This is a genomic window from Diaphorobacter sp. LR2014-1 (assembly GCF_002916785.1).
In the GTDB taxonomy this organism is placed as follows: Bacteria; Pseudomonadota; Gammaproteobacteria; order Burkholderiales; family Burkholderiaceae_C; genus Diaphorobacter; species Diaphorobacter nitroreducens.
Genome location: NZ_MTBE01000033.1, coordinates 1 through 20,696 on the forward strand (window position 1 = coordinate 1; position 20,696 = coordinate 20,696).

Annotated in this window: 20 protein-coding genes; 6 read left to right on the top strand and 14 right to left on the bottom strand. The window is 68.4% G+C overall.

Features of this window, described 5'->3' with window-relative positions:
* From BV908_RS17775 to BV908_RS17810, 8 genes are all read right to left on the bottom strand, one after another.
* The coding region (locus BV908_RS17775) for an IS630 family transposase (protein WP_103737058.1) at positions 1–825 on the bottom strand (825 nt) is incomplete at its 3' end.
* A gap of 129 nt (positions 826–954) precedes the next feature.
* Positions 955–1,995, bottom strand: a complete 1,041-nt coding sequence (locus BV908_RS17780) for a serine/threonine protein kinase (RefSeq protein WP_103738787.1) — start codon at positions 1,993–1,995, stop codon at positions 955–957.
* A 35-nt stretch (positions 1,996–2,030) separates the two neighbouring features.
* On the bottom strand, positions 2,031–3,470 hold the full coding sequence (locus BV908_RS17785; RefSeq protein WP_103738788.1) for a bifunctional serine/threonine-protein kinase/universal stress protein: 1,440 nt from the start codon (positions 3,468–3,470) through the stop codon (positions 2,031–2,033).
* A gap of 43 nt (positions 3,471–3,513) precedes the next feature.
* Positions 3,514–4,272 carry a metallophosphoesterase family protein gene (locus BV908_RS17790; RefSeq protein ID WP_103738789.1) on the bottom strand — a complete coding sequence of 253 codons (759 nt, stop codon included), beginning with the start codon at positions 4,270–4,272 and terminating at the stop codon, positions 3,514–3,516.
* A gap of 130 nt (positions 4,273–4,402) precedes the next feature.
* Positions 4,403–4,819: an organic hydroperoxide resistance protein gene (locus BV908_RS17795; RefSeq protein WP_011803942.1), complete on the bottom strand. Its 417-nt coding sequence runs from the start codon at positions 4,817–4,819 to the stop codon at positions 4,403–4,405.
* A gap of 61 nt (positions 4,820–4,880) precedes the next feature.
* Positions 4,881–5,348: a MarR family transcriptional regulator gene (locus BV908_RS17800; protein ID WP_103738790.1), complete on the bottom strand. Its 468-nt coding sequence runs from the start codon at positions 5,346–5,348 to the stop codon at positions 4,881–4,883.
* A 308-nt stretch (positions 5,349–5,656) separates the two neighbouring features.
* Positions 5,657–6,466 carry an HpcH/HpaI aldolase/citrate lyase family protein gene (locus BV908_RS17805; RefSeq protein ID WP_103738791.1) on the bottom strand — a complete coding sequence of 270 codons (810 nt, stop codon included), beginning with the start codon at positions 6,464–6,466 and terminating at the stop codon, positions 5,657–5,659.
* Between the two features lie 20 nt (positions 6,467–6,486).
* Positions 6,487–7,335, bottom strand: a complete 849-nt coding sequence (locus BV908_RS17810; protein ID WP_103738792.1) for a 3-hydroxybutyryl-CoA dehydrogenase — start codon at positions 7,333–7,335, stop codon at positions 6,487–6,489.
* A 112-nt stretch (positions 7,336–7,447) separates the two neighbouring features.
* Between BV908_RS17810 and BV908_RS17815 the strand changes: the two genes are divergently transcribed.
* The 3 genes from BV908_RS17815 to BV908_RS17825 all read left to right on the top strand — a co-directional run bounded on the left by BV908_RS17815 (position 7,448) and on the right by BV908_RS17825 (position 10,366).
* Positions 7,448–9,043: a choline dehydrogenase gene (locus tag BV908_RS17815; protein WP_103738793.1), complete on the top strand. Its 1,596-nt coding sequence runs from the start codon at positions 7,448–7,450 to the stop codon at positions 9,041–9,043.
* Positions 9,044–9,218: 175 nt separating this feature from the next.
* A complete protein-coding gene (locus tag BV908_RS17820; RefSeq protein WP_011806808.1) occupies positions 9,219–9,938 on the top strand; it encodes a hypothetical protein in 720 nt (239 codons plus the stop codon).
* Positions 9,935–10,366: a hypothetical protein gene (locus tag BV908_RS17825; protein WP_011806807.1), complete on the top strand. Its 432-nt coding sequence runs from the start codon at positions 9,935–9,937 to the stop codon at positions 10,364–10,366. Before BV908_RS17820 ends, BV908_RS17825 begins: the two co-directional genes overlap by 4 nt.
* A gap of 20 nt (positions 10,367–10,386) precedes the next feature.
* On the opposite strand, the gene BV908_RS17830 is transcribed toward BV908_RS17825, so the two are convergent.
* From BV908_RS17830 to BV908_RS17845, 4 genes are all read right to left on the bottom strand, one after another.
* Complete coding sequence (locus BV908_RS17830; protein WP_103738794.1) at positions 10,387–11,733, bottom strand: pyridoxamine 5'-phosphate oxidase family protein; 1,347 nt, start codon at positions 11,731–11,733, stop codon at positions 10,387–10,389.
* Positions 11,730–11,999: a hypothetical protein gene (locus BV908_RS22850; RefSeq protein WP_246867541.1), complete on the bottom strand. Its 270-nt coding sequence runs from the start codon at positions 11,997–11,999 to the stop codon at positions 11,730–11,732. The genes BV908_RS17830 and BV908_RS22850 overlap by 4 nt, the downstream gene beginning before the upstream one ends.
* 227 nt (positions 12,000–12,226) lie before the next feature.
* Positions 12,227–13,036, bottom strand: coding sequence for an ABC transporter permease (locus BV908_RS17840; protein ID WP_011806805.1), 810 nt, complete (start codon positions 13,034–13,036; stop codon positions 12,227–12,229).
* A gap of 1 nt (position 13,037) precedes the next feature.
* Positions 13,038–13,979, bottom strand: a complete 942-nt coding sequence (locus BV908_RS17845; RefSeq protein ID WP_103738795.1) for an ATP-binding cassette domain-containing protein — start codon at positions 13,977–13,979, stop codon at positions 13,038–13,040.
* 178 nt (positions 13,980–14,157) lie between these two features.
* Here BV908_RS17845 and BV908_RS17850 point away from each other — a divergent pair, with 178 nt between their 5' ends.
* A complete protein-coding gene (locus BV908_RS17850) occupies positions 14,158–15,408 on the top strand; it encodes a DUF4010 domain-containing protein (protein WP_228403604.1) in 1,251 nt (416 codons plus the stop codon).
* Positions 15,409–15,480: 72 nt separating this feature from the next.
* Here the strand turns inward: BV908_RS17850 and BV908_RS17855 are convergent, their stop codons facing one another.
* The gene (locus BV908_RS17855; protein WP_012655520.1) at positions 15,481–16,962 is read right to left on the bottom strand and encodes an AMP nucleosidase; all 1,482 of its coding nucleotides are present in this window, start codon (positions 16,960–16,962) and stop codon (positions 15,481–15,483) included.
* 77 nt (positions 16,963–17,039) lie between these two features.
* A complete protein-coding gene (locus BV908_RS17860) occupies positions 17,040–19,142 on the bottom strand; it encodes an EAL domain-containing protein (RefSeq protein WP_103738797.1) in 2,103 nt (700 codons plus the stop codon).
* 131 nt (positions 19,143–19,273) lie between these two features.
* Here BV908_RS17860 and BV908_RS17865 point away from each other — a divergent pair, with 131 nt between their 5' ends.
* Positions 19,274–20,233: a cation diffusion facilitator family transporter gene (locus tag BV908_RS17865; protein WP_103738798.1), complete on the top strand. Its 960-nt coding sequence runs from the start codon at positions 19,274–19,276 to the stop codon at positions 20,231–20,233.
* Entirely contained in the window at positions 20,230–20,694 is a 465-nt protein-coding gene (gene dtd / locus BV908_RS17870; RefSeq protein ID WP_103738799.1) for a D-aminoacyl-tRNA deacylase, read from the top strand. Before BV908_RS17865 ends, dtd begins: the two co-directional genes overlap by 4 nt.
* Positions 20,695–20,696 lie beyond the last annotated feature (2 nt).

Here is a 20,696-nt window from a genome sequence, read left to right on the forward strand (position 1 = left end):
GGCGAACCATGCCCTGATTGAGGCGGTCTTGTGCGTGCCGTAGTTGTCCATCACCAGATGCACGTCCAGCCCCGCAGGCACGTTGGCTTCGATGGTACGCAGAAATTGCAGGAACTCCGCGCTGCGATGGCGCCGATGCAACTCCCCGATCACTTCGCCCGTGGCAATGTCCAGCGCCGCAAACAGCGTCGTCGTGCCGTGGCGCATGTAATCGTGGGTGCGCCGCTCGGCAATGCCCGGTGCCAGCGGTAGTATCGGCTGTGTGCGGTCCAGCGCCTGGATCTGGCTCTTCTCATCCACGCACAACACCATCGCCTTGAGCGGCGGATCCAGGTACAGGCCGACAATGTCGCGCACCTTCTCGACGAACAGCGGATCACTGGAGAGTTTGAATGTTTCCTGGCGGTGCGGCTGCAAGCCAAAAGCCCGCCAGATTCGGCTCACAGCCGTCTGTGACACATCCATGGCGCGCGCCATGCTGCGCGTGCTCCAGTGCGTGGCACCGGCGGGCACACACTCCAGCGTCTTGGCAATGACGGCATCGACTCGGGCATCGTCAATCGTACGCGGCGCACCCGGGCGCGGCGCATCAAACAGACCGTCCAGGCGCAGCTGGACAAACCGACCGCGCCACTTCGATACCGTTTGCTGAGTGACCCGTTGACGCGCTGCCACCACCTTGTTTTCCAGGCCCTCGGCACAGGCCAGCACAATGCGTGCTCGCAAGGCCAGGGCCTGCGCTGTCTTGCGACGCTTGGTCAGCGCGATCAGTTGTTCGCGCTCCGTCGCGCTCAACACCAATGGAGTCTTTGGTCTTCCGCTCATGGGCACCTCGTCGTGCAACACACTACACGACTGACTGCATTGGCAGAAAATAATTCAATGAATTTTTAACTCACGACACTAGGAGGCCGTTCCTGCGGTCCCGCCCGCAGCGCTGAGGCGGGCGCCGCCTCATGCGGCCAGCGGCTCCTCCTGCATGGCCTCGATCTGCTCATGCAGCATGTCCACCTGGCCGCGCCAGTAGTCGCTGCTGCCGAACCAGGGAAAGTTGATCGGAAAGATCGGATCGCTCCAGCGCCGCGCCAGCCACGCGCTGTAGTGGATCAGGCGCAGTGTGCGCAGCGGCTCGATGAGCGCGAGCTCGCGCCGGTCGAAGGGACGCAGCTGCTCGTAGCCGTCCAGCAGTGCCGATAGCTGTACTGTGCGCTGGCGGCGCTCGCCCGACAACAGCATCCACAGATCCTGCACGGCCGGGCCCATGCGCGCGTCGTCCAGGTCCACGAAATGCGGGCCGCCGTGGCCGGCGTCGTCCACGGGCGTCCACAGCACGTTGCCGGGGTGGCAGTCACCGTGCAGGCGGATGTTGCTCGCGTATTTCAAGCCAAATTGGCCTGTAGCGCCCGATAGACAAGCGCCAGCAGCTATTAATTCGAGAGCTTGTTCGCAGGCATCGCGCCATGCCGTCTGTTGGTCCAGGGGAATGATCTGTGCGCCCAGCAGCCAGTCGTGCGGCTCTTGGCCTAACGTCTGCAGGTCCAGCGCCGGGCGCTGCGCGAAGGGCCGGGCTGCGCCCACGTTGTGGATGCGTGCGAGGTAGCGGCCCAGCCACTCCAGCACCTCGAAGTCGTCGAGCTCGGGCGTGCGCCCGCCGCGCCAGGGACTGACGGCAAAGTCGAAGCCCGCATGCCGGTGCAGGCTGCGGCCGTGCAGCAGCAGGGGCGCGACCACGGGCACCTCGGCATCGGCCAGCTCCTGGGCGAAGGCGTGTTCCTCCAGGATCTGCGCCTCGCTCCAGCGCCCCGGGCGGTAGAACTTGGCCACCACGCGACTGCCGTCTTCCAGCGTGGCCTGGTACACGCGGTTCTCGTAGGAGCCCAGGGCCATCAGCCGGCCGTCGCCATACAAGCCGACGCTGGCCAGCGCGTCCAGCACCAGGTCGGGCGTGAGGCTGGCGTAGGGGTGAAGCGTGTCATCGGTGTGGGGCGCGGTCATGGCGTGATTGTCACGCTTGCGGCAGCCCCGCGGGGTCACTGGCCCAGCGCGTCGAAAGGCAGTTGCTGCTTGACCAGGATGACGGTGCAGGGGGCATCCCGCGCCACGCGGATGGGCACGGTGTCGATGAAGCGCTGCAACTGCAGCCCGTGCGTCGCCGCCCCCAGGATCATCATGCTCACGCGGTTGCCCTCGGCATAGCGGACCAGGGCCTGGGCCACGTCGCTGGCCTCCAGCACGTGGTAGCTGGCGCTGTGGCGCGACAGGTCCAGCCCCGCTGCCCACTGCTTGAGCCGCGCCAGGTGCGTGCGGTGCAGCATGGTCTCGCTGCGCGTGCTGTCGGACGTGCTGCTGGCCGAGGGCGAGATCACCGTCACGCAGGCCAGCCGCGCGCCGGGGCGTATGCCCAGCGAACGGGCAACCGCTTCGCGCAAGGAGTACAGCGTGGCGTCCGTCACGTCGTCGTGCGGCACGGCCACCATGAGGATGGGCACCTCGGCGATCTGGCGCGCGGGCAGCGGGCTGGGCTGGTAGTGCATGCCCGCAGCCTTGATCCAACGCTTGAAGTGCGCGCCCACGCCGGGCCCGCGCAGGCGCCGGCCGCGCTCGGTGATGGGCACCTGATCGGGGTTGGCCAGGTCAAAGGCCAAGTGCGCGGCCGAAGGGTAGCGCTGCGCGGCTTCGGGTTCCAGACAGCGCAGGATCACCTCCTGCAGCCACTCGGGCAGGTCGGGGCGGTACTGGCGCGGCGGCGCAGGTGTCATCCACAGGCGCTGGCGCATGCCGCCCTGTGTGGTGGGCGAGCCGAAAGGTAGTTCGCCCGTGGCCATCTCGTAGAGCATGACGCCGATCGCGAAGATGTCGCTGCGCAGGTCGCCGCGCACGCCCACCACCTGCTCGGGCGCGATCCAGGTGGGCGAACCCACGGCCTGGCGCATTTCCTCGGCCAGCAGGTCGGGGTAGTGCGCGTGGCAGGACAGGCCGAAGTCCAGCAGCACCACGCTGCCGTCGGGGCGCAGCAGCACGTTGGCGGGCTTCAGGTCCAGGTGGCAGACGTTCTGCTGGTGGATGCTGTGCGCGGCCAGCGCCATGGCGCCGCCGATGCGGGCGATGGTCTCCGCACTGCGCGCAGCGGTGTCGCCCGGCGGGCGATCGTCCAGCCAATGCTGCAGCGTATCGCCCTGCACGTATTCCATGACCAGGTAGGGCAGCCGCATCAGGTCACCCGCCGCCACGAAGCGCGGCGCGTGGTGGCCCGACAGCGTGGGCAGGATGGTCAGCTCGACCTCGAAACCCACGATGTTCTCGGCCCCGTCGCCTGCCGTCATGCGCGGGATCTTCATGGCCATGGGAAATCCCGGGTCACGCGACGCATTGGCATAGCCCACGCGGTAGATGTGCGCCATGCCGCCGGCGTGGATGCACTCATGCACCACGAAGCCGTCGATCTTGGTGCCGGGCGTGAGCAGCTTCATGGGGCGGTGGTGCGTCTGGTCCTGAAGGGTGGAAAAGGCGGGCTCAGCGCCCGCGCTCCAGCCGGTCGGCAAAGAACGTGGGCAGACCGCTGGCGCGCACGGCGGCCGCGGCGGCGGCATGGTTGTAGGCCACGCGCTGGAAGGTGATGGTGGCGGCGTCCGGGTCGAACAGGGCATACATGGCGCGCGTGTCGCCATCGCGCGGCTGGCCGCACGAGCCGGCGATGGCCAGCCACTGGCGGTGCGGCGGCACGGGCACGGGCACGCCCGGCTGGGGCGAAAAGCGCATCAGCTTGGCCGTGGGCGTGAGGAAGTACAGCGCCTGCTCATGCACGTGGCCGCAGAAGACGTAGCGGATGGCCGGGTCGATGCGCGTGGCGGCGGTCATGCAGCGCTCGGCGGCGTTGCTGTCGGTGATGTAGTGCCAGCGCTCGGGGCCGTCGGCGCTGGCGTGCACCAGCAGCGCGTCGGGCCCCAGGCGCTCGGTCAGCGGCAGGCCGGCCAGGAAGCCACGCTGGCGCTCGTCCAGGTGCGGATGGGTCCACTGCGCGCTCTGGTCGCCCAGGTTTTGGGCGACGGCGGGCGGGGCGAGGGCGGCCGCGTCATGGTTGCCGCGCACGCACAGTGCGCCCGCGGCGGCCAGCTGCATGGCCCGGTCGAGCACCGGGCCGGGGTCCGCGCCATAGCCCACCAGGTCACCCAGCAGCGCGAACTGCTGTGCACTGTGCGCTCGCGCATGCTCCAGGCAAGCGTCGAAGGCGGGCAGGTTGGCGTGGATGTCGGACAGCAGGGCGATCTTCATGGCGCGGGCAATGCAGGCGAAGCGGGGGACAGACCGCGCATGATGAACCCGGAAGCTGAGCGCTCGCTTGCAATGGGTATCCCGCCAGACTAGGGAAAACGCGGAGAACTGCGCCGCCCGCTACGGTGCCTCAGGCCAGGGTCAGCGTCACGTCGATGTTGCCGCGTGTGGCGTTGGAGTAGGGGCAGACCTGGTGCGCGTCGTTGACCAACTGCTGCGCCTGGGCGCGGTCCATGCCGGGCAGGTGCACCTTCAGGCGTGCGGCGATGCCGTAGGCATTGGGGATCGTGCCCAGGTCCACCTCGGCGTCGATGGCCAAGTCCTGGGGCAGGGTCAGCTTTTGCTTCGCGGCGACGGCCTTGATGGCGCCGATGAAGCAGGCCGAGTAGCCGGCGGCGAAAAGCTGCTCGGGGTTGGTGCCCGTGCCGCTGCCGCCGGGCGAGGACAGCTGGACCTGCAGCCGTCCGTCATCGCTGCGCGATGCGCCGTCGCGCCCGCCGGTGGTGTGGGCGCGGGCGGTGTAGAGAACCTTGTCGAGCGTGGTCATGGGTGCATCCTTTCAGAGTGGAACAAAGGCCCCGCCAACGGGGGCATGAGGGAAAACGGTGTCAGGCCTGCGGCTGCACGAGCCGGTCGCGCAGCGCATGGAGCTGCGCGGTCAGGGCGCCAATGTCGGTGGGTGTGCACTGCGTGCGGGCCAGCACGCAGTGCGGGATGGGCTGGGCGCCATCACGCAGCGCACGCCCCTGGCCGGTGAGCGTGATGCGCACGCGGCGCTCGTCCTGCACGTCGCGCAGCCTCGCCAGCAAACCTGCGGATTCCAGGCGCTTGAGCAGCGGTGTGAGCGTGCCCGAGTCGAGGAACAGGCGCTCGCCCAGCTCGGAGACGGTGAGCCCGTCACGCTCCCACAGCGCCAGCATCACCAGGTACTGCGGATAGGTCAGGCCCAGGGCGTCAAGCAGCGGCTTGTAGAGCTTGGTCATGGCCAACGACGCGGAATACAGCGCGAAGCACAGTTGGTTGTCCAGCAGTAGCTCGGGCGGGCTGGGTGGAGTGACGGTGTTGGGGGAGGGCATGGGCTCTATTATTGCCAGCAATTAAATTGATCGCAATTTAATTGCTGATTCCATGGAAAAGAGAAGGGACATCGCACGTCATACCAGCAGGGATGTGATGGTGAAGGTCAGCCCATGGAATGGTGCTCTACCCACAGGACCATCGTGCGCAGTTCCAGATGAGCTGGGCTTGCAGTCGCTCTATCTTGTGTGGGCTGCTTTCAGGGGATTTCCCAGGGGCCGTGTGGGACGGGGAGGTCTTGCACACATCCAGACCCGGAGGCTTGGACGCGAGGGAGCCCGCTCCGTCTGGAGAGGGGTGGCGGGACTTAGTAGCTTGTGGTCACGGGTCCGCGTTCATCCGGCCGGAAGCGCGCGGCCAGCCCGTCCGCGGCCTGGCGCAGCAGGAGCATGTCCATGCCCACGGCCACGAACTGCGCGCCCAGGGCCAGGCATTCGCGCGCCCGGGCTTCGTCCACCACGAGGATGCCGGGTGCCTTGCCGGCCGCGCGGATGCGGCGGATCGCGTCGTCGATCGCGGCGCGCACCGTGGGGTGGTTGGCATCACCCGGGAAGCCCATGCTGGCGGACAGATCGGCCGGGCCGATGAAGATTCCGTCCACGCCCTCCACCGCGGCGATGGCCTCAATCTGCTCCAGCGCCTCGGCCGTCTCCACCTGCACCAGCAGGCAGAGCTCGTTCTCCGCATCGCGTACATAGGCCGCGTCGCGGCCGAAGTCCGAGGCGCGCATGGAGCCGCCCATGCCGCGGATGCCGCGGATGCCGCGCGGCGCGTAGCGCATGGCGGCCACGGCGGCGCGCGCCTCGTCCGCGTTCTGCACGAAGGGCAGCAGCAGCGTTTGCGCGCCGATGTCCAGGTAGCGCTTGATCAGCACCGGGTCGTTCCAGGCCGGGCGCACCACGCCGTGCGTGTGGCCACGGCAGCCGGCGGCCACGGCCTGCAGCTGCTGCACCATGAGCGGTACGTCGCTGGGCGTGTGTTCCGTGTCCAGCAGCACCCAGTCAAAGCCCGATCCCGCGATCAGCTCGGTGACCAGGGGTGATGGCAGGGTGGACCAGATGCCGATCTGCGCCTGACCGGCGGCCAGTGCGTGCTTGAAGGGGTTGCGAACGGGCATGGCAGGTGGTCTGGGTCAGGTCAGTACTGGTACACGCCGCGGCCGGTCTTGCGGCCCAGGCGGCCGGCGGCCACCATCTCCTTGAGCAGCGGGCAGGGGCGGTACTTGCTGTCGCCGAACTCGGTCAGGTACACGTCCATCACGGCCAGGCACACGTCCAGACCGATCATGTCGGCCAGCGCCAGCGGGCCGATGGGCTGGTTGCAGCCGAGCTTCATGCCGGCGTCGATGTCCTCGGGCGTTGCCAGGCCCTCTGCCAGCACGAAGAAGGCCTCGTTGATCATGGGCACCAGGATGCGGTTGACCACGAAGCCGGGGGCGTTCTTCACGGTGATGGGCGACTTGCCCAGGCGCTCGGAGAGCTGCTTCACCGTGTCGTGCGTGGCGTCGGAAGTCTGCAGGCCGCGAATGATCTCCACCAGCGCCATCATCGGCACGGGGTTGAAGAAATGCATGCCGATGAACCGGTCGGCGCGCGACGTGGCGGCGGCCAGCTTGGTGATGGAGATCGAAGAGGTGTTGGACGCAATGATCACTTCGGGTGCCACCAGCGCGTCCACCTGCTTGAGGATCTTGAGCTTGAGTTCGTAGTTCTCGGTGGCAGCCTCGATCACGATCTGGGTGGCCTTCAGGTCTTCGTAGCTGGTGGAGGTTTTGATGCGCGCGAGGGCGGCGCTCTTGTCGGCTTCGGTGATCTTTTCTTTCTTGATCAGGCGGTCCAGGCTGCCCGCCACGGTGGCCACGCCCTTTTGCACGGCGGCGTCGGAGATGTCCACCATCACCACATTGATGCCCGACACAGCGCATGCCTGGGCAATGCCGTTGCCCATGGTGCCCGCGCCGATGATGCCAACGGTCGAAATCGTCATATAAATGTCCCTTGAAAGTGTAGTAGTGAGAAAAAAACGATGCCGTGATGGTATCGGCAATCGCGCGTCTGCTGCTGCGTTGCAGCATCGCCATACAACGAGGGGACACTGCATGCGTGAGTTCGACTATGTCGTGATCGGGGGCGGCTCGGCGGGCTGCGTGCTGGCGGGGCGGCTGAGCGAGGACCCCACGGTGCGCGTGTGCCTGCTGGAGGCGGGCGGCAGCGATGCCAGTGTGCTCATCCATTGCCCGGCGGGGCTGGCCGCCATGGCGCGCAGCGGCGCCTTCAACTGGGGGCTGCACACCACGCCGCAGGCGGGCCTGGGCGGGCGTCGGGGCTACCAGCCGCGCGGCAAGGTGCTGGGTGGCTCCAGCTCGGTCAACGCCATGATCTACGCGCGCGGCCACGCCAGCGACTACGACCACTGGGCTGCGGCCGGCAATGCAGGCTGGGGCTGGAACGACGTGCTGCCGTACTTCCTTCGGGCCGAGCGCAACGAGCGCGGCGCAAGCGCCTGGCACGGCACGGACGGGCCGCTGAATGTGGCGGACCTGCAGTCGCCGCAGCGTGCCAGCCGCGCCTTCGTCGAAGCCGGCGTGCAGGCTGGTCATCCACGCAATGACGACTTCAACGGCGCGCAACTGGAGGGCGTGGGTCTCTACCAGGTCACGCACCGGGCGGGCGAACGCTTCAGCGTGGCCAAGGCCTACCTCACGCCCCACCTGGGCCGGACCAATCTGCAGGTCGTGACCGGCGCGCAGGCCACGCGCATCCTGTTTGAGGGCCGGCGCGCCACGGGCGTGGAATACCGCCGAGGCGGCCAGACGCAGCAGGTGCGCGCCACGCGTGAGATGCTGCTGTCGGCGGGGGCGCTGCTGTCGCCGCAATTGCTCATGCTCTCGGGTGTGGGGCCGGGCGCGCAGTTGCAGAGCCACGGCATTGGCGTGGTGCACGATCTGCCGGGCGTGGGCGCGCATCTGCACGACCATCCCGACGTGGTGCAGGTGATGGACGCACCGCGGTTGACGGACCTCTTCGGCCTGTCGCTGCCCGGGGCGCTGAACGTGTTGCGCGGCGTGCGGGAGTGGCGTGCGCACCGCAGCGGCATGCTGACCACCAACTTCGCCGAGGCTGGAGGCTTTATCAAGAGTCGCCCCGAGGAGCCATTGCCCGACCTGCAGCTGCACTTTGTGGTCGGCAAGCTGCTGGACCACGGCCGGCAGGCCACATGGGGCCATGGCTATTCCTGCCATGTATGCCTGCTGCAGCCCCGAAGCCGCGGCCGGGTGACGCTGGCCAGCGCCGACCCGGCGGCCGCTCCGCTGGTGGACCCGGCATTCTTCAGTGATCCCGACGACATGCAGCGCCTGGTGCGCGGCGTGCGGCGCATGCGCGAGATCCTGGCGCAGCCCGCCCTGGCCAGCCTGGGCGCGCGTGAGCTGTCCCATTCGTCCCGTGCGCAAAGCGATGCACAGATCGAGCAGTTCATCCGCGACTGGGCCGACACCATCTACCACCCCGTGGGCACGTGCCGCATGGGCTGCGGTCCGCTGGACGTGGTGGATGCCCAACTGCGTGTGCATGGCCTGCAGGCTCTGCGTGTGGTGGACGCATCCATCATGCCGCGCATTGTGAGCGGCAACACGAATGCACCCACAGTGATGATTGCCGAGCGCGCGGTGGACCTGCTGCGCCAGGCTGCATGACGCGCTCCGGTTCGGCAGTGCGCGCTTAAGAAATTTTGAGGGTTCGCATAAGCGTTTTTTAGCAGCACGCGCGCTGCACCGTTCCTAGACTGCACAGCACCTGTGAGACACACGATGTGCCGCATGGGAAGGCGAGGCTCCCAAGCCGCAACACCCACAAGAACCGGAACCGACGATGCAATTCAACCCTCAGGAAATCACCGCGCTCGCGCAGGCCGACGCCGCCGCACCGCGCATGGACCTCTATGCCTTCATCCACAAGGCCTTGCGCGCCTATATGGTCGACACACTCGTGGGCCTGGGTCGTGTGGACGCCGAGGACGACCTCGAACTGTCCCAGGCCGGCGCACGCGTGCTGCAGCTGCTGAGCTTTTGCCGCGCGCACCTGTACCACGAGAACACCTACGTGCATCCCGCCATGGAGCGCCATGCACCTGGCAGCGCCGCCGCGGTTGAGCAGGAACATGATGGTCATGGACAGGCGATTGCGGCGCTGGCGGATGCGGCGCAGCAGCTCATGCAATGCCCGCGCGAGCGGCGAGCGCGCGTGGCTCATGCGCTGTACCAGCAGCTGGCGCTGTTCGTGGCGCACAACTTCGAGTACATGCAGTTGGAGGAGACGGCGCACAACGCGGTGCTCTGGGCGCATTACAGCGACGCGGAACTGGCTGCCATCGAGGGTGCGCTGGTCGCGTCGATACCGCCGGACGAGATGCTCGTCACGCTGCGCTGGATGCTGCCCAGCATGACCCCGAGCGAGCGGGCCATGGTGCTCGGTGACATGCGGCGCAATGCGCCTTCCGGCATCTTTGACACGGCATTGAGTGTCATGCGTCCGCACCTGTCGGATGGCGAGTGGGGCAAACTGGCACATGCTTTGGAGCTGGCGCGATGAGCCATGGGTTGCTGCGCCATACCCTGGCTGCATTCTGGCTTTGCATGGCCAGCGCGAGTGCCCTGGCTGCGGGCCCCCCGCCCCCCGAACGCTTTCGGCTCACGCCCCAATTGCTGGAGCGCATGGAGGCACCGCAGGCTGCGTCGCCAGAAGCCGCACGTCCCTGCGACGACGACGAGCCGGACGCGCAGTCCGTTCAGGAGCTGGCGCGTCAGCTGGATGCGGATCCGCGCATCCGTGCCTTGCTGGCCCGCCACCGGGTTAGCAGCATCGAGTACGCCACGGCGGTGTATGCCGCACTGCACGCGGGCATGTTCCTCGCCATGGAATCGCTGGCTGACAAGGCTTCGCGCACCAGCGCGCTGGCATCCTTCACCCCAGAGCAGCGCGCCAACATCGAGTTGCTGCGCCGGCGCCCAATCAAGTGAGCGCCGCGGCGGCGCGACCTTCAACCGCCGGCCATCTCTTCCAACTGCACAGGTGCGTCCAGCCGCAGCCGCAGTCGCCCACGGCCGGTCTTGTCGATATGGATGCCGGTGTCGCTTTCCTGCAGTCGGCGCTGCAGCAACAGCAGGCGCGCCTCCAGGTTGTCGGCCACGCCTGGCAGGCGCAGGCTGGGGTCCAGGCGCAGTTCGCGGTTGCTGAAGTCCTGCCGTCCGGTGCGCTCATGGTCGCGCAGCAGCTTCCACAGGATCGCGCCCGCCACGCCCTTGATAAGGTAGGTGTCATTGACGAACACGCTGTCGTTCACCGCGAAATGCCGCACCCGCACGGGCGCCCCCCGCGGTGCCGGCGCGGGCGCGGATTCTTGCGATGCCTCCGTGGCTTCGTCGGCCGATTGCAGCAGGTCGATCGCGGTGGCCAGCTGTCCTGCCAGCGCCACCAGCGCGTCTTCCTCAGGGTAGCGGAACTGCAGGTCCAGCGGGCTTTCCACGAACAGCACCCCCAGGGTGCGGTCGCAGCTCACCAGGGGCACGGCCAGCTGGCTGTGCGGTGCGGGCAGGCCCGGGTAGGGAATCTCGTGCGCGGGCGCGCTCTGTCCCAGGCTGCTGCGCATGGCATGGCTGTACAGCGCGGCATGGGTCATGTGGCTGATGCGTACCGGCGTGGCTTCGCGCGCGGCCACGCCTATTACGCCCTGGCCCAGCTTGATCTCCGAGCCCACGCCCGAATGTGTGTAGCCATGGCTTGCCACGGTGTACAGGTGGCCCGCTTGCGCATCCAGCATGAGCACCATCGCATGCTGCACGTGCAGATGCTCTAGCAGGCCCGCCAGCAGTGTCTGTAGCAGCTCGTCGAGCGTGGTGCAGCGCGCCAGGCGCTGGCTGCACAGGCGCACGGCGCCCAGCAGATCGGCGCGTGGCAGTTGCGCGGGGCTGGGTGCCAGTCCTTCTCCGGGCACGGGTTCGATGCGCTCGAAGGCGTAGCCATCCGATCCCTTGAGTTCGAAGACGCCCGCCATGCCGTTGTGCGAGGCGATGCCCGCCAGCTGCGCGCGCATGCGCTCGAACAGTGCGCCTTCCGCCTCCGTGCGCAGGAAGCGCAGGTGCAGGCGAAAGCAGCGTGCTGTCACGGGGTCCAGCACCAGCACGCTGGCATAGGGGTTGGCGAGGATGTTGGCGCGCGTCTTGTTGAAGAACTGGAACGACAGGGCCACATGCTGCTCATCGACGTAGACCACCTGTGAGATGTAGGCCACGTTGGGCGTGCCGTCGGGGGCGCAGGTGGCCATGATGGCAGGAATCGCGCCCTCCAGGCAGGCGCGGATGGAGCGCAGGGTGGGCGGCACGTTCACGGCTGGCGCTCCTTGCGCAACGGTTCGCCGGCATGCGGGCCGGGGGTCTGGTCGAACGCGGCTTCGGGTGAAAACTCCACTGCCACCAGATCGTCCCGTGGTGCATTCAGCATGGCCGCGGTGTACTGCGGGCCATAGCCCACCTGGGCCACGGCATGCTGCATGGCGGACAGGTAGCTTTGCAGCGCGGGCTCGTCGGCCGGCAGCACGGCACGTTGCACGGCGGCGGTGGCCTTGACCTGCACCGTGCGGTGCGAGGGGGGCACTGAAGACCACGGCAATGTGGCCGGTGGTGGCAATGTCGGCCAGAAGCTGTCGTGACTGGCTTCGCCGCAGGAAGACCGTGATGCGCTGGCCGTTGGTGCTGATGCGCGCGTCTACCGCGTCACGCTGGGACGCAACTGCGCGTCGCGCGAGGCCACGATGGTGGAGACGCCCCGGTCCACCAGGGCGATGTATTCGGCGCTCAGAAGCGTAGGCATGCGTGAAAGGCTCAGGCGCGAAAGCGCTTGCGGGTGAGCGCCAGGGCCACCCAGTACGCGGCCACGGTGGTCACGGCGATCACCAGGCCGTGGCGCAGCGGGTGCTGCGGCCACTGGTCCATGAAGAGGGGGCGCACCAGCTCCACGGCATTGGTGAGCGGCAGCCAGTCCGAGGCGAGGCGTATGGCCGTGGGCAGCTGTTCGCGCGGGAAGAAAACACCCGACAGGAACATCATGGGCGTGAGCACCAGCGTGAAGTAATAGGTGAAGAAGTCATAGCCCTTGGCCAGCGCATTGAAGATGAGCGCGATGCTGGAAAACATGATGCCCACGCACAGCAGCACCGGCCAGGCCACGATCAGCTTGGGGCTGTAGCTGATGCCCAGCGCGAGCATCACCCCCAGGATGGCGGTGGTGGTGAACAGCGCCTTGAATGCGGCCCACAGCATCTCGGCCAGCAGCACGCTGTCCAGACTGATGGGGGCGTTCATGATGCCGTCCCAGGTCTTTTGCACATGCATGCGCGAGAAGGCCGAGTACAGCGCTTCGAAGCTGGCCGCATTCATGGCGCTCATGCAGATCGACCCGCTGGCCAGGAACAGGATGTAGGGCACGTTCTGCCCGCCCACCTGCACCTGTCCCACCAGCGCCCCCATGCCGTAGCCGAAGGCCACCAGCCACATCAGCGGCTCGGCGATGTTGCCCAGCAGGCTGGGCACCGCCAGCTTGCGCCACACCAGCAGGTTGCGCAGAAACACGGGCCACCAGCGCATCGACAGGTCGGGCGCGCGCCAGGGGCTGGGCGTGGTGGGCGTGGGCATGTCAGCCTTCCTCGCGGATTTGACGTCCGGTGAGCTTGAGGAACAGGTCCTCCAGGTTCGCGGGCCGGTGCAGGGTGCGCAGGCTGCCATGGGCCGACAGCGCCTGCAGCAGCGGGCGTGCGTCCTGCGTGTAGAAGAACACGGTCTCGCCGCTGACTTCCACACGCCGCGCCAGCGGACGCAACTGCGCATCCTGCGCCAGGGCCAGCGCGCCCGGGCCGTAGGCCTCGACCACGTCGGGTTCCAGGTGCTCGGCGATCAGCGCGCGCGGCGTGCCTTCGGCGATCTTGCGGCCATGGTCCAGCACCAGCAGGCGCGAGCACAGGCGCTCGGCCTCATCCATGAAGTGCGTCGTCAGCAGGATGGCCTTGCCGCCCTGCAGCAGCTGCTGCAGCCGCTCCCACATCAGGTGGCGGGCCTGCGGGTCCAGGCCGGTGGTGGGCTCGTCCAGCAACAGCAGGCGCGGGTCGTTGACCAATGCGCGCGCCAGCGACAGGCGCCGGCGCATGCCCCCCGACAGTTCGCCCGGCCGCGCGTCGGCCTTGGCCGTGAGCGCGGCGAACTCCAGCAGCGGCGCGATGCGCTGTGCCATGGCCGCGCCCTTCAGGCCGAAGTAGCGCCCGAACACGCGCAGGTTTTCGGCGCAGCTGAAGTCCGGGTCCAGGCTGTCGAACTGCGTGACCACGCCCAGTTGGGCCTTGATGGCCAGCGCGTCCTGCGGCATGGCGAGCGGCGCAGCGCCGCCGCCAGGGTGAAAGTGCACGCTGCCCTCGTCGGGCGCCGTGAGGCCCAGGCACATGCGCAGGGTGGTGGTCTTGCCCGCGCCGTTGGGGCCGATCACGCCCAGGCACTCCCCCGGCGCGATGGCGAACGACAGCCCATCCACCACGGTGGCGGTGCCATAGCGCTTGCGCAGGTCGCGGGCTTCCAGAAGCACTTGCATGGCGCGATTGTGGGGGGAAGACCGCGCCATTGCAGAGGTTTATGAGAAAAATGGCGCTGGTGCTTTACTGACAAGCGCTGATAGCTATCAAAACCAGAGTGTTCTGAGAGTGGGGCGCCCTTTGGATGCCCGCTTTCCATGGTCCAATCGTCAAAGCCAACCAACCACGATGAACACCATGGACACAACCGGATTCCAGGACACGCTGGCCGTTCTGGCGGGCGCCCTGGGCAGCGGCCTGCTGATGGGTATCGAGCGCGAACGGCGCAAGGGCCAGGGCCCGTTGCGCGCGCTCGCGGGCGTGCGCTCGTTCACGCTGGCGGCGGTGTCGGGTGCGACGGCGGCGCTGCTGGGCAGCGAGGCGCTGGTGGCGGTGGGCGCGGTGTTCATTGCGCTGCTGGGCGTGGTGGCCTATGCGCGCGACCGCTCCGAAGACCCCGGCGTGACCACCGAGATCGCGCTGCTGCTGGCCTACCTGATCGGCGTGCTGTGCACGCAGAGCCTGCCCGTGGCGGCGGGGCTGGCCGTCGCCGTGACCAGCCTGCTGGCGGCGCGTGAGGCGCTGCATGAGTTTTCACGCGAGTGGCTGCGCCAGGGCGAGGTGCGGGGCGGGCTGATCCTGGCTGCGCTGGCGCTGCTGGTATTGCCGCTTGCGCCCAATCAGCCCCTGTGGGGGGAGGCGCTGAACCCCCAGGTGCTGGTGCGCCTGGTGGTGGTGCTGCTGGTGATCCAGGCGCTGGCGCATCTGGCGCGCCGGCTCATGGACGCGCGCCGCGCGAACGCCCTGTCGGCGCTGGCCTCGGGTTTCATCTCCAGCACCGCCACCATCGCCAGCCTGGGCGTGGCCGTGCGCGAGGGGCGCGAGCCCGTGCGCGCGCAGGGGGGCGCGGCCGTGCTGTCGTGCGTCGCGACCATGGCGCAGATCCTGGTGGTGGCGGCCACCGTGCAGCCCCAGTGGCTGGTGCGGTTGTGGGCGCCGGCCCTGGCGGGCGGGGTGGTGGCGCTGGTCTGGGGGTGGGCGCTGCTGCGAAGCATGCCCGCGGGTGAGGCGCCGGCCCCGGCGGACGTGGACGGCACGGCGCTATTCAAGCTGCGCGACGCGCTGCTGATCGCCGCGCTGCTCACGGCTGTGCAGGTGCTGGTGCAGGCACTGCGCGGCTGGTGGGGCGACGCGGGCCTGCTGGCCGGTGCCCTGGTGGCGGCGCTGGCCGACGTCCATGCGGCCGCCGCGGCCATCATGTCGCAGGGCCGGCCGCTGGACCCCGTGGGGCCCAGCCTGGTGAGCGCGCTGGCGGCGGGGCTGAGCGTGCACGCCGTCAGCAAATGCGTGACGGCCCTGGTCAGCGGGGGCTGGCGTTATGCCGTGGCGGCCGGTGGCGGCGTGGTGCTGCACACGCTGGCTTTCGTCGCGGTGTTGTTGCTACTCTAAATTGATAAAAAGCGGCTCAAACGCTTATGGGATAAGCGCGAGCAGCTATCGATGAAGTAGCAATGGCTGCGGCTACTGGAACGCCACTTCGGCAAAGCTGCGCAGCTTGCGGCTGTGCAGCCGGTGCACACCACCCGCGCGCAGGATGTCGATGGCGCGCATGCCGATGCGCAGATGCTGGTCCACGCGTTCGCGGTAGAAATGGTTGGCCATGCCGGGCAGCTTGATCTCGCCGTGCAGCGGCTTGTCGCTCACGCACAGCAGGGTGCCGTAGGGCACGCGGAAGCGAAAACCGTTGGCGGCGATGGTGGCGCTTTCCATGTCCAGCGCCACTGCGCGGCTTTGGCTGAAGCGGCGCTGGGGCATGTTGTCGGGCAGCAATTCCCAGTTGCGGTTGTCGGTGCTGGCCACGGTGCCGGTGCGCATGATGCGCTTGAGCTGGTCCTGCGGCATCTGCGTCACGTCGGCCACGGCCTGCTGCAGCGCCATCTGGATCTCGGCCAGCGCGGGGATGGGCACCCACAGCGGCAGCTCCTCGTCCAGCACATGGTCCTCGCGCACGTAGGCGTGGGCCAGCACGTAGTCGCCCAGCTGCTGGCTGTTGCGCAGGCCCGCGCAGTGGCCCAGCATCATCCAGGCGTGGGGGCGCAGCACGGCGATGTGGTCGGTGATGGTCTTGGCGTTGCTCGGGCCCACGCCGATGTTGACCATGGTGATGCCGCTGCGGTCCGCGCGCACGAGGTGGTAGGCGGGCATCTGCGGCAGGCGGGCCGGGGCCACGCCCAGGTCGTCGCCGACCTGCGCGGGCAGGCCCGTGCGGCGCGTGACCACGTTGCCCGGCTCAATGAAGGCGATGTACTCGCTGTCGGGCTTGGCCATCTCGGCATGGCCCAGGCGCACGAACTCGTCGATGTAGAACTGGTAATTGGTGAACAGCACGAAGTTCTGGAACCACTCGGGCTGCGTGCCGGTGTAGTGGCGCAGGCGGTGCAGCGAATAGTCCACGCGCGGCGCGGTAAACAGCGACAGCGGCTGCGCCTCGCCAGCGCGCGGCGACCAGGTGCCGTTGGCAATGCCGTCGTCCATGGCCTCCAGGTCGGGCAGGTCGAACACGTCGCGCATCAGCATGCGCCGCTCGGGGCTGAGCGTGCCTTCGATGTGGTCGTGCTCGGCGAACGAGAAGTGGATGGGGATGGGCTGATTGCTCACGCCCACTTCCAGCTCGACGTTGTGGCTGGCGCGCAACAGGCGCAGCTGCTCCGTGTAGTAGTCGGCGAACAGGTCAGGCCGCGTGAGCGTGGTCTCGTAGCGCCCCGGCCCCTCCACGAAGCCATAGGCCAGGTGCGTGGGCGCGCGCGCCACGGTGCTGGTCTGCACACGCACGAAGGGATAGAACGCGCGCACGGGCGCGGCGGGCGTCTCTCCCGCCACGAAGCGCTGCATGGCGCTGCGCAGGTGGTCGATCTGCTGCTGGTAGATGCGCTGCACCTGGGCCAGTGCCTCGGTCTCGGTCGCGTGGAAGGTGGGATCGGGAAGTGCGGGGATCTGAGCCATGGTGCCTATTGTCCACGCCGCCTATTGTCCACGCCACATGTGTCAGCGTGGGCACGGCGCCGGGCCAGGCCGGCCGCTCACTCGGCCTGGGCGCGCAGCCAGTCGCGGGCGCGCTGCGCATCCATGGGCGGTGCGATGCCAAAGCCCTGCGCCAGTTCGCAGCCCAGGCGCCGCAGCAGCGCGAGCTGCTCCGCGGTCTCCACGCCTTCGGCCACGGGCTGCAGCTGCAGGCTGCGCGCGAGCTGGATGATGGCGGTGACGATGGCCACGTCTTCGCTGTCGGCAGGCGTGTCGGTGACGAAGGAGCGGTCCACCTTGATCTTGTCCAGCGGGTAGCGTTTGAGGTAGGCCAGCGACGAGTAGCCCGTGCCGAAGTCGTCCACCGTTACGGCAACGCCCAGGGCCTGCAGGGCCTGCAGGGTGGTGCGCGTGTGGTCGGCCTGCTGCATGAGGGCGGATTCGGTGATCTCCACCTCCAGGTACTGCGGTGCGAGCCCCGCGGACTGCAGCACCTGGGCGATCTCGCCCACCACGTCGCGCTGGCGGAACTCGATGGCCGAGAGGTTCACCGCCACCGGCACCCGGGGCAGCCCTTCGTCGTGCCATGCCTTGAGCTGACGACAGGCTTCGTGCAGCACCCAGCGGCCAATGGGCGTGATGAGCCCGCGCGATTCGGCGAGCGGAATGAACTCATCCGGCCCCACGAGGCCGCGCACCGGGTGTCGCCAACGCACCAGCGCCTCAAAGCCCACCAGCCGGCCGTCGGCCACCCGCACCTGGGGCTGGTAGTGCAGTGCGAAGGCCCCTTGGAACACGGCCTCGCGCAGCAGGTGCTCTTGCTGCAGCAGCTCCGTGGGTTGGCCTTCCATGCCCGGTTCATAGAACATGCGCGTGCCCCGCCCGCTTTCCTTGGTGTGGTGCATGGCCGCGTCGGCGCGCCGCAGCAGCTCGTCGGGGCTGTAGCCGTCGTCCGGAAAGACGCTGATGCCGATGGAAGGCGACAGCGACAGTGGCGTGCCACCGATGGCGAACTCGGCGCGCACGCGCGCCAGCAGCGCATCGGCCACTTCGGCCGCTGCGGCGCGGTTGGCCAGGTCGGGCAGCAGCACGATGAATTGGTCGCCGCCCACACGCGCGACGAAGTCGGTGGCTTTCACCCCGTCCTGCAGGCGCCGCGCAATCTCTATCAGCAGCTGGTCGCCGGCCTGGTTTCCCAGCGACTCGTTGACCGTCTTGAAGTGGTCCAGGTCGATGAACAGCACGGCGGCGCGGGTCTGCCGCTCCTGCGCGGCACTCGCCATGCGTGCCAACTGCATCATGAGGTGGCGCCGGTTGGGCAGTTGGGTCAGCGTGTCATGCAGCACCAGGAAGCGCGCCTGCTCCTGCGCCTGCTCCTGCGCCTGCTTGCGCGCCGTGATGTCGCGCACCACCACCACGCGGTAGTCACCCTCCTGCTGGGGCATGGTCTTGCCCACCACCTCGATCGGGATCACGCGGCCGTCCTTGTGGCGCATGGCGAGCTCGTAGGGCTTCTCGCTGCCGCGGCGCGTGTATTCCACGGCCAGCGCGCGGTACTCGGGCAGCGCGAAATCGAAGATGGATTGGCCTACGAGCTCGGCCAGCGAATAGCCGACCATGCGCTGCAGCGCTTCGTTGGCATCCAGAATGCGCCCGTCGCGGTGAAAGGCAAGTCCCTCCTCGGTAGCGATGGCGAACTTGCGCATGCGCTCCTCGCTCTGGCGCACGGCGCGCTCGGCCTCCCAGTGGTGGGTGATGTCGTTGATGAGCACGAATGCACCCACCATCGCGTTGCGTCCTTCGCGCACCCCGAAGTGCGGCTGCAGGCTGATCTCCAGCATATGCGCGCGCCCCTGCGGGCCGGCGTATTCGCGGGGGTACTGAACGCTCTCCCCAGCCAGCGCGCGCTGCACGTAGGGCAGGATCTCCTGCCAGGCCTTTTCGCCGATCGCCTCGCGCACCGTCTTGCCGATGATGCTCTGCACCGTTTGCCCGCTGAAGGCGGCGTAGCGCTGGTTGGCGAACACGCAGCGCAGGCTGGTCGATTCGTAATAGGCCAGCATGACGGGCACCGAGTCGGCGATGAGCCGCAGCAGCGCATCACTGGCGCGGGGGCCCAGGTCGGGCAGGGAGGGGGAGGCAGGGGGGCGAGGGGAGGGCATATCCAGTGCCAGTGGGCGGTCGGTCCCGGAGCTTATATCCCAACGCCTGGCCTTTGGCGAGCAGGCGTGTCCGGCGGCGCGCCGGGCGCTTGTGTGCCAGCAGGGCGGCACGGCGGCGGGATAATCGCTGCATGCCTTCCGCACCCTCCGGCCCCTTGAGCGTTCCCGCGTGGATGACGCCCCACAACCTGCTGCGCGCCTCGGTGGGCGTGGCCCTGCTCACCATCGTGCTCAAGACGCTGGCCTGGTGGGTCAGCGGCTCGGTGGGCCTGCTGTCGGATGCGCTGGAGTCGTTCGTCAATCTGGCGGGCGCGATGTTCGCGCTGGCCATGGTGACCATTGCGCGCCGCCCGGCGGACGGCGACCACCCCTACGGACACCACAAGGCGGAATATTTCTCGTCCGGCTTCGAGGGCATTCTCATCGTGGGGGCCAGCATCGCCATCCTCTGGGCGGCCGTGCTGCGGCTGATGCACCCGCAGCCGCTGGAGCAACTGGGCTGGGGCATGGGCCTGTCGCTGTTGAGCACGGCCTGCAACGGCCTGCTGGCCTGGGGCATGCTGCGCGCGGCGCAGGTGCACCGGTCGCTGGCGCTGGAAGGCGATGCGCGGCACCTGATGACCGACGTGTGGACCTCCATCGGCGTGGTGGGCGGGCTACTGGCCGCTGGCGCCACCGGTTGGCTGTGGCTGGACCCGCTGGTGGCGATCGCGGTGGCGTTGAACATCCTGCGCGAAGGGGGCGCGCTGATCTGGCGCGCCTCGCAGGGTCTCATGGACGAAGCCATGGAGCCCAGCCTGCTGGCGCGCGTGTTCACGGTGTTGGGCGAGCACAACCACGCCAGCGCAGGGGTGGTGTATTTCGACAGCCTCACCTCGCGCCGCGCCGGCGCGCGCAACTACGTGGATCTGCACATGCATGTGCCCGCGCACTGGACGCTGGGGCATGCCGCCGAGCAGCGCACCGCCGTCGAGCAGGCCCTGATGCAGGCCGTGCCCGGCCTGCGCGCCACCATCGAACTACTGCCCGAGGGGCAGGCTACGGTGTTCGAGACCGCCGAGGCGGCCGCGCCGGGAGGAGCCGGCACATGATCGGCCTGCTGCAGCGCGTGCGCGAGGCGCGCGTGGAAGTGGCCGGCGAGATCGTGGGCCGCATCGGCCCGGGGCTGCTGGCGCTGGTGTGCGCCGAGCAGGGCGACAGCGAGGCGCAGGCCGACAAGCTGCTGGCCAAAATGCTCAAGCTGCGCATCTTCAGCGACGAGGCCGGCAAGATGAACCGCAGCGTGCAGGACCTGGACGGGCAGGGCGCCTGCGGCGGCCTGCTCATCGTCAGCCAGTTCACCCTGGCCGCCGACACGCGCGGCGGCAACCGGCCCAGCTTCACGCAGGCGGCACCGCCGGCGCAGGGGGAGCGGCTGTACGACTACTTCGTCGCCCAGGCGCGCGCCGTGCACCCCATGGTGGCCACGGGCCGCTTTGCCGCCGACATGCAGGTGCACCTGGTCAACGACGGACCGGTGACCCTTCCGCTGCGGATAGCGCCGCCGGGATAATT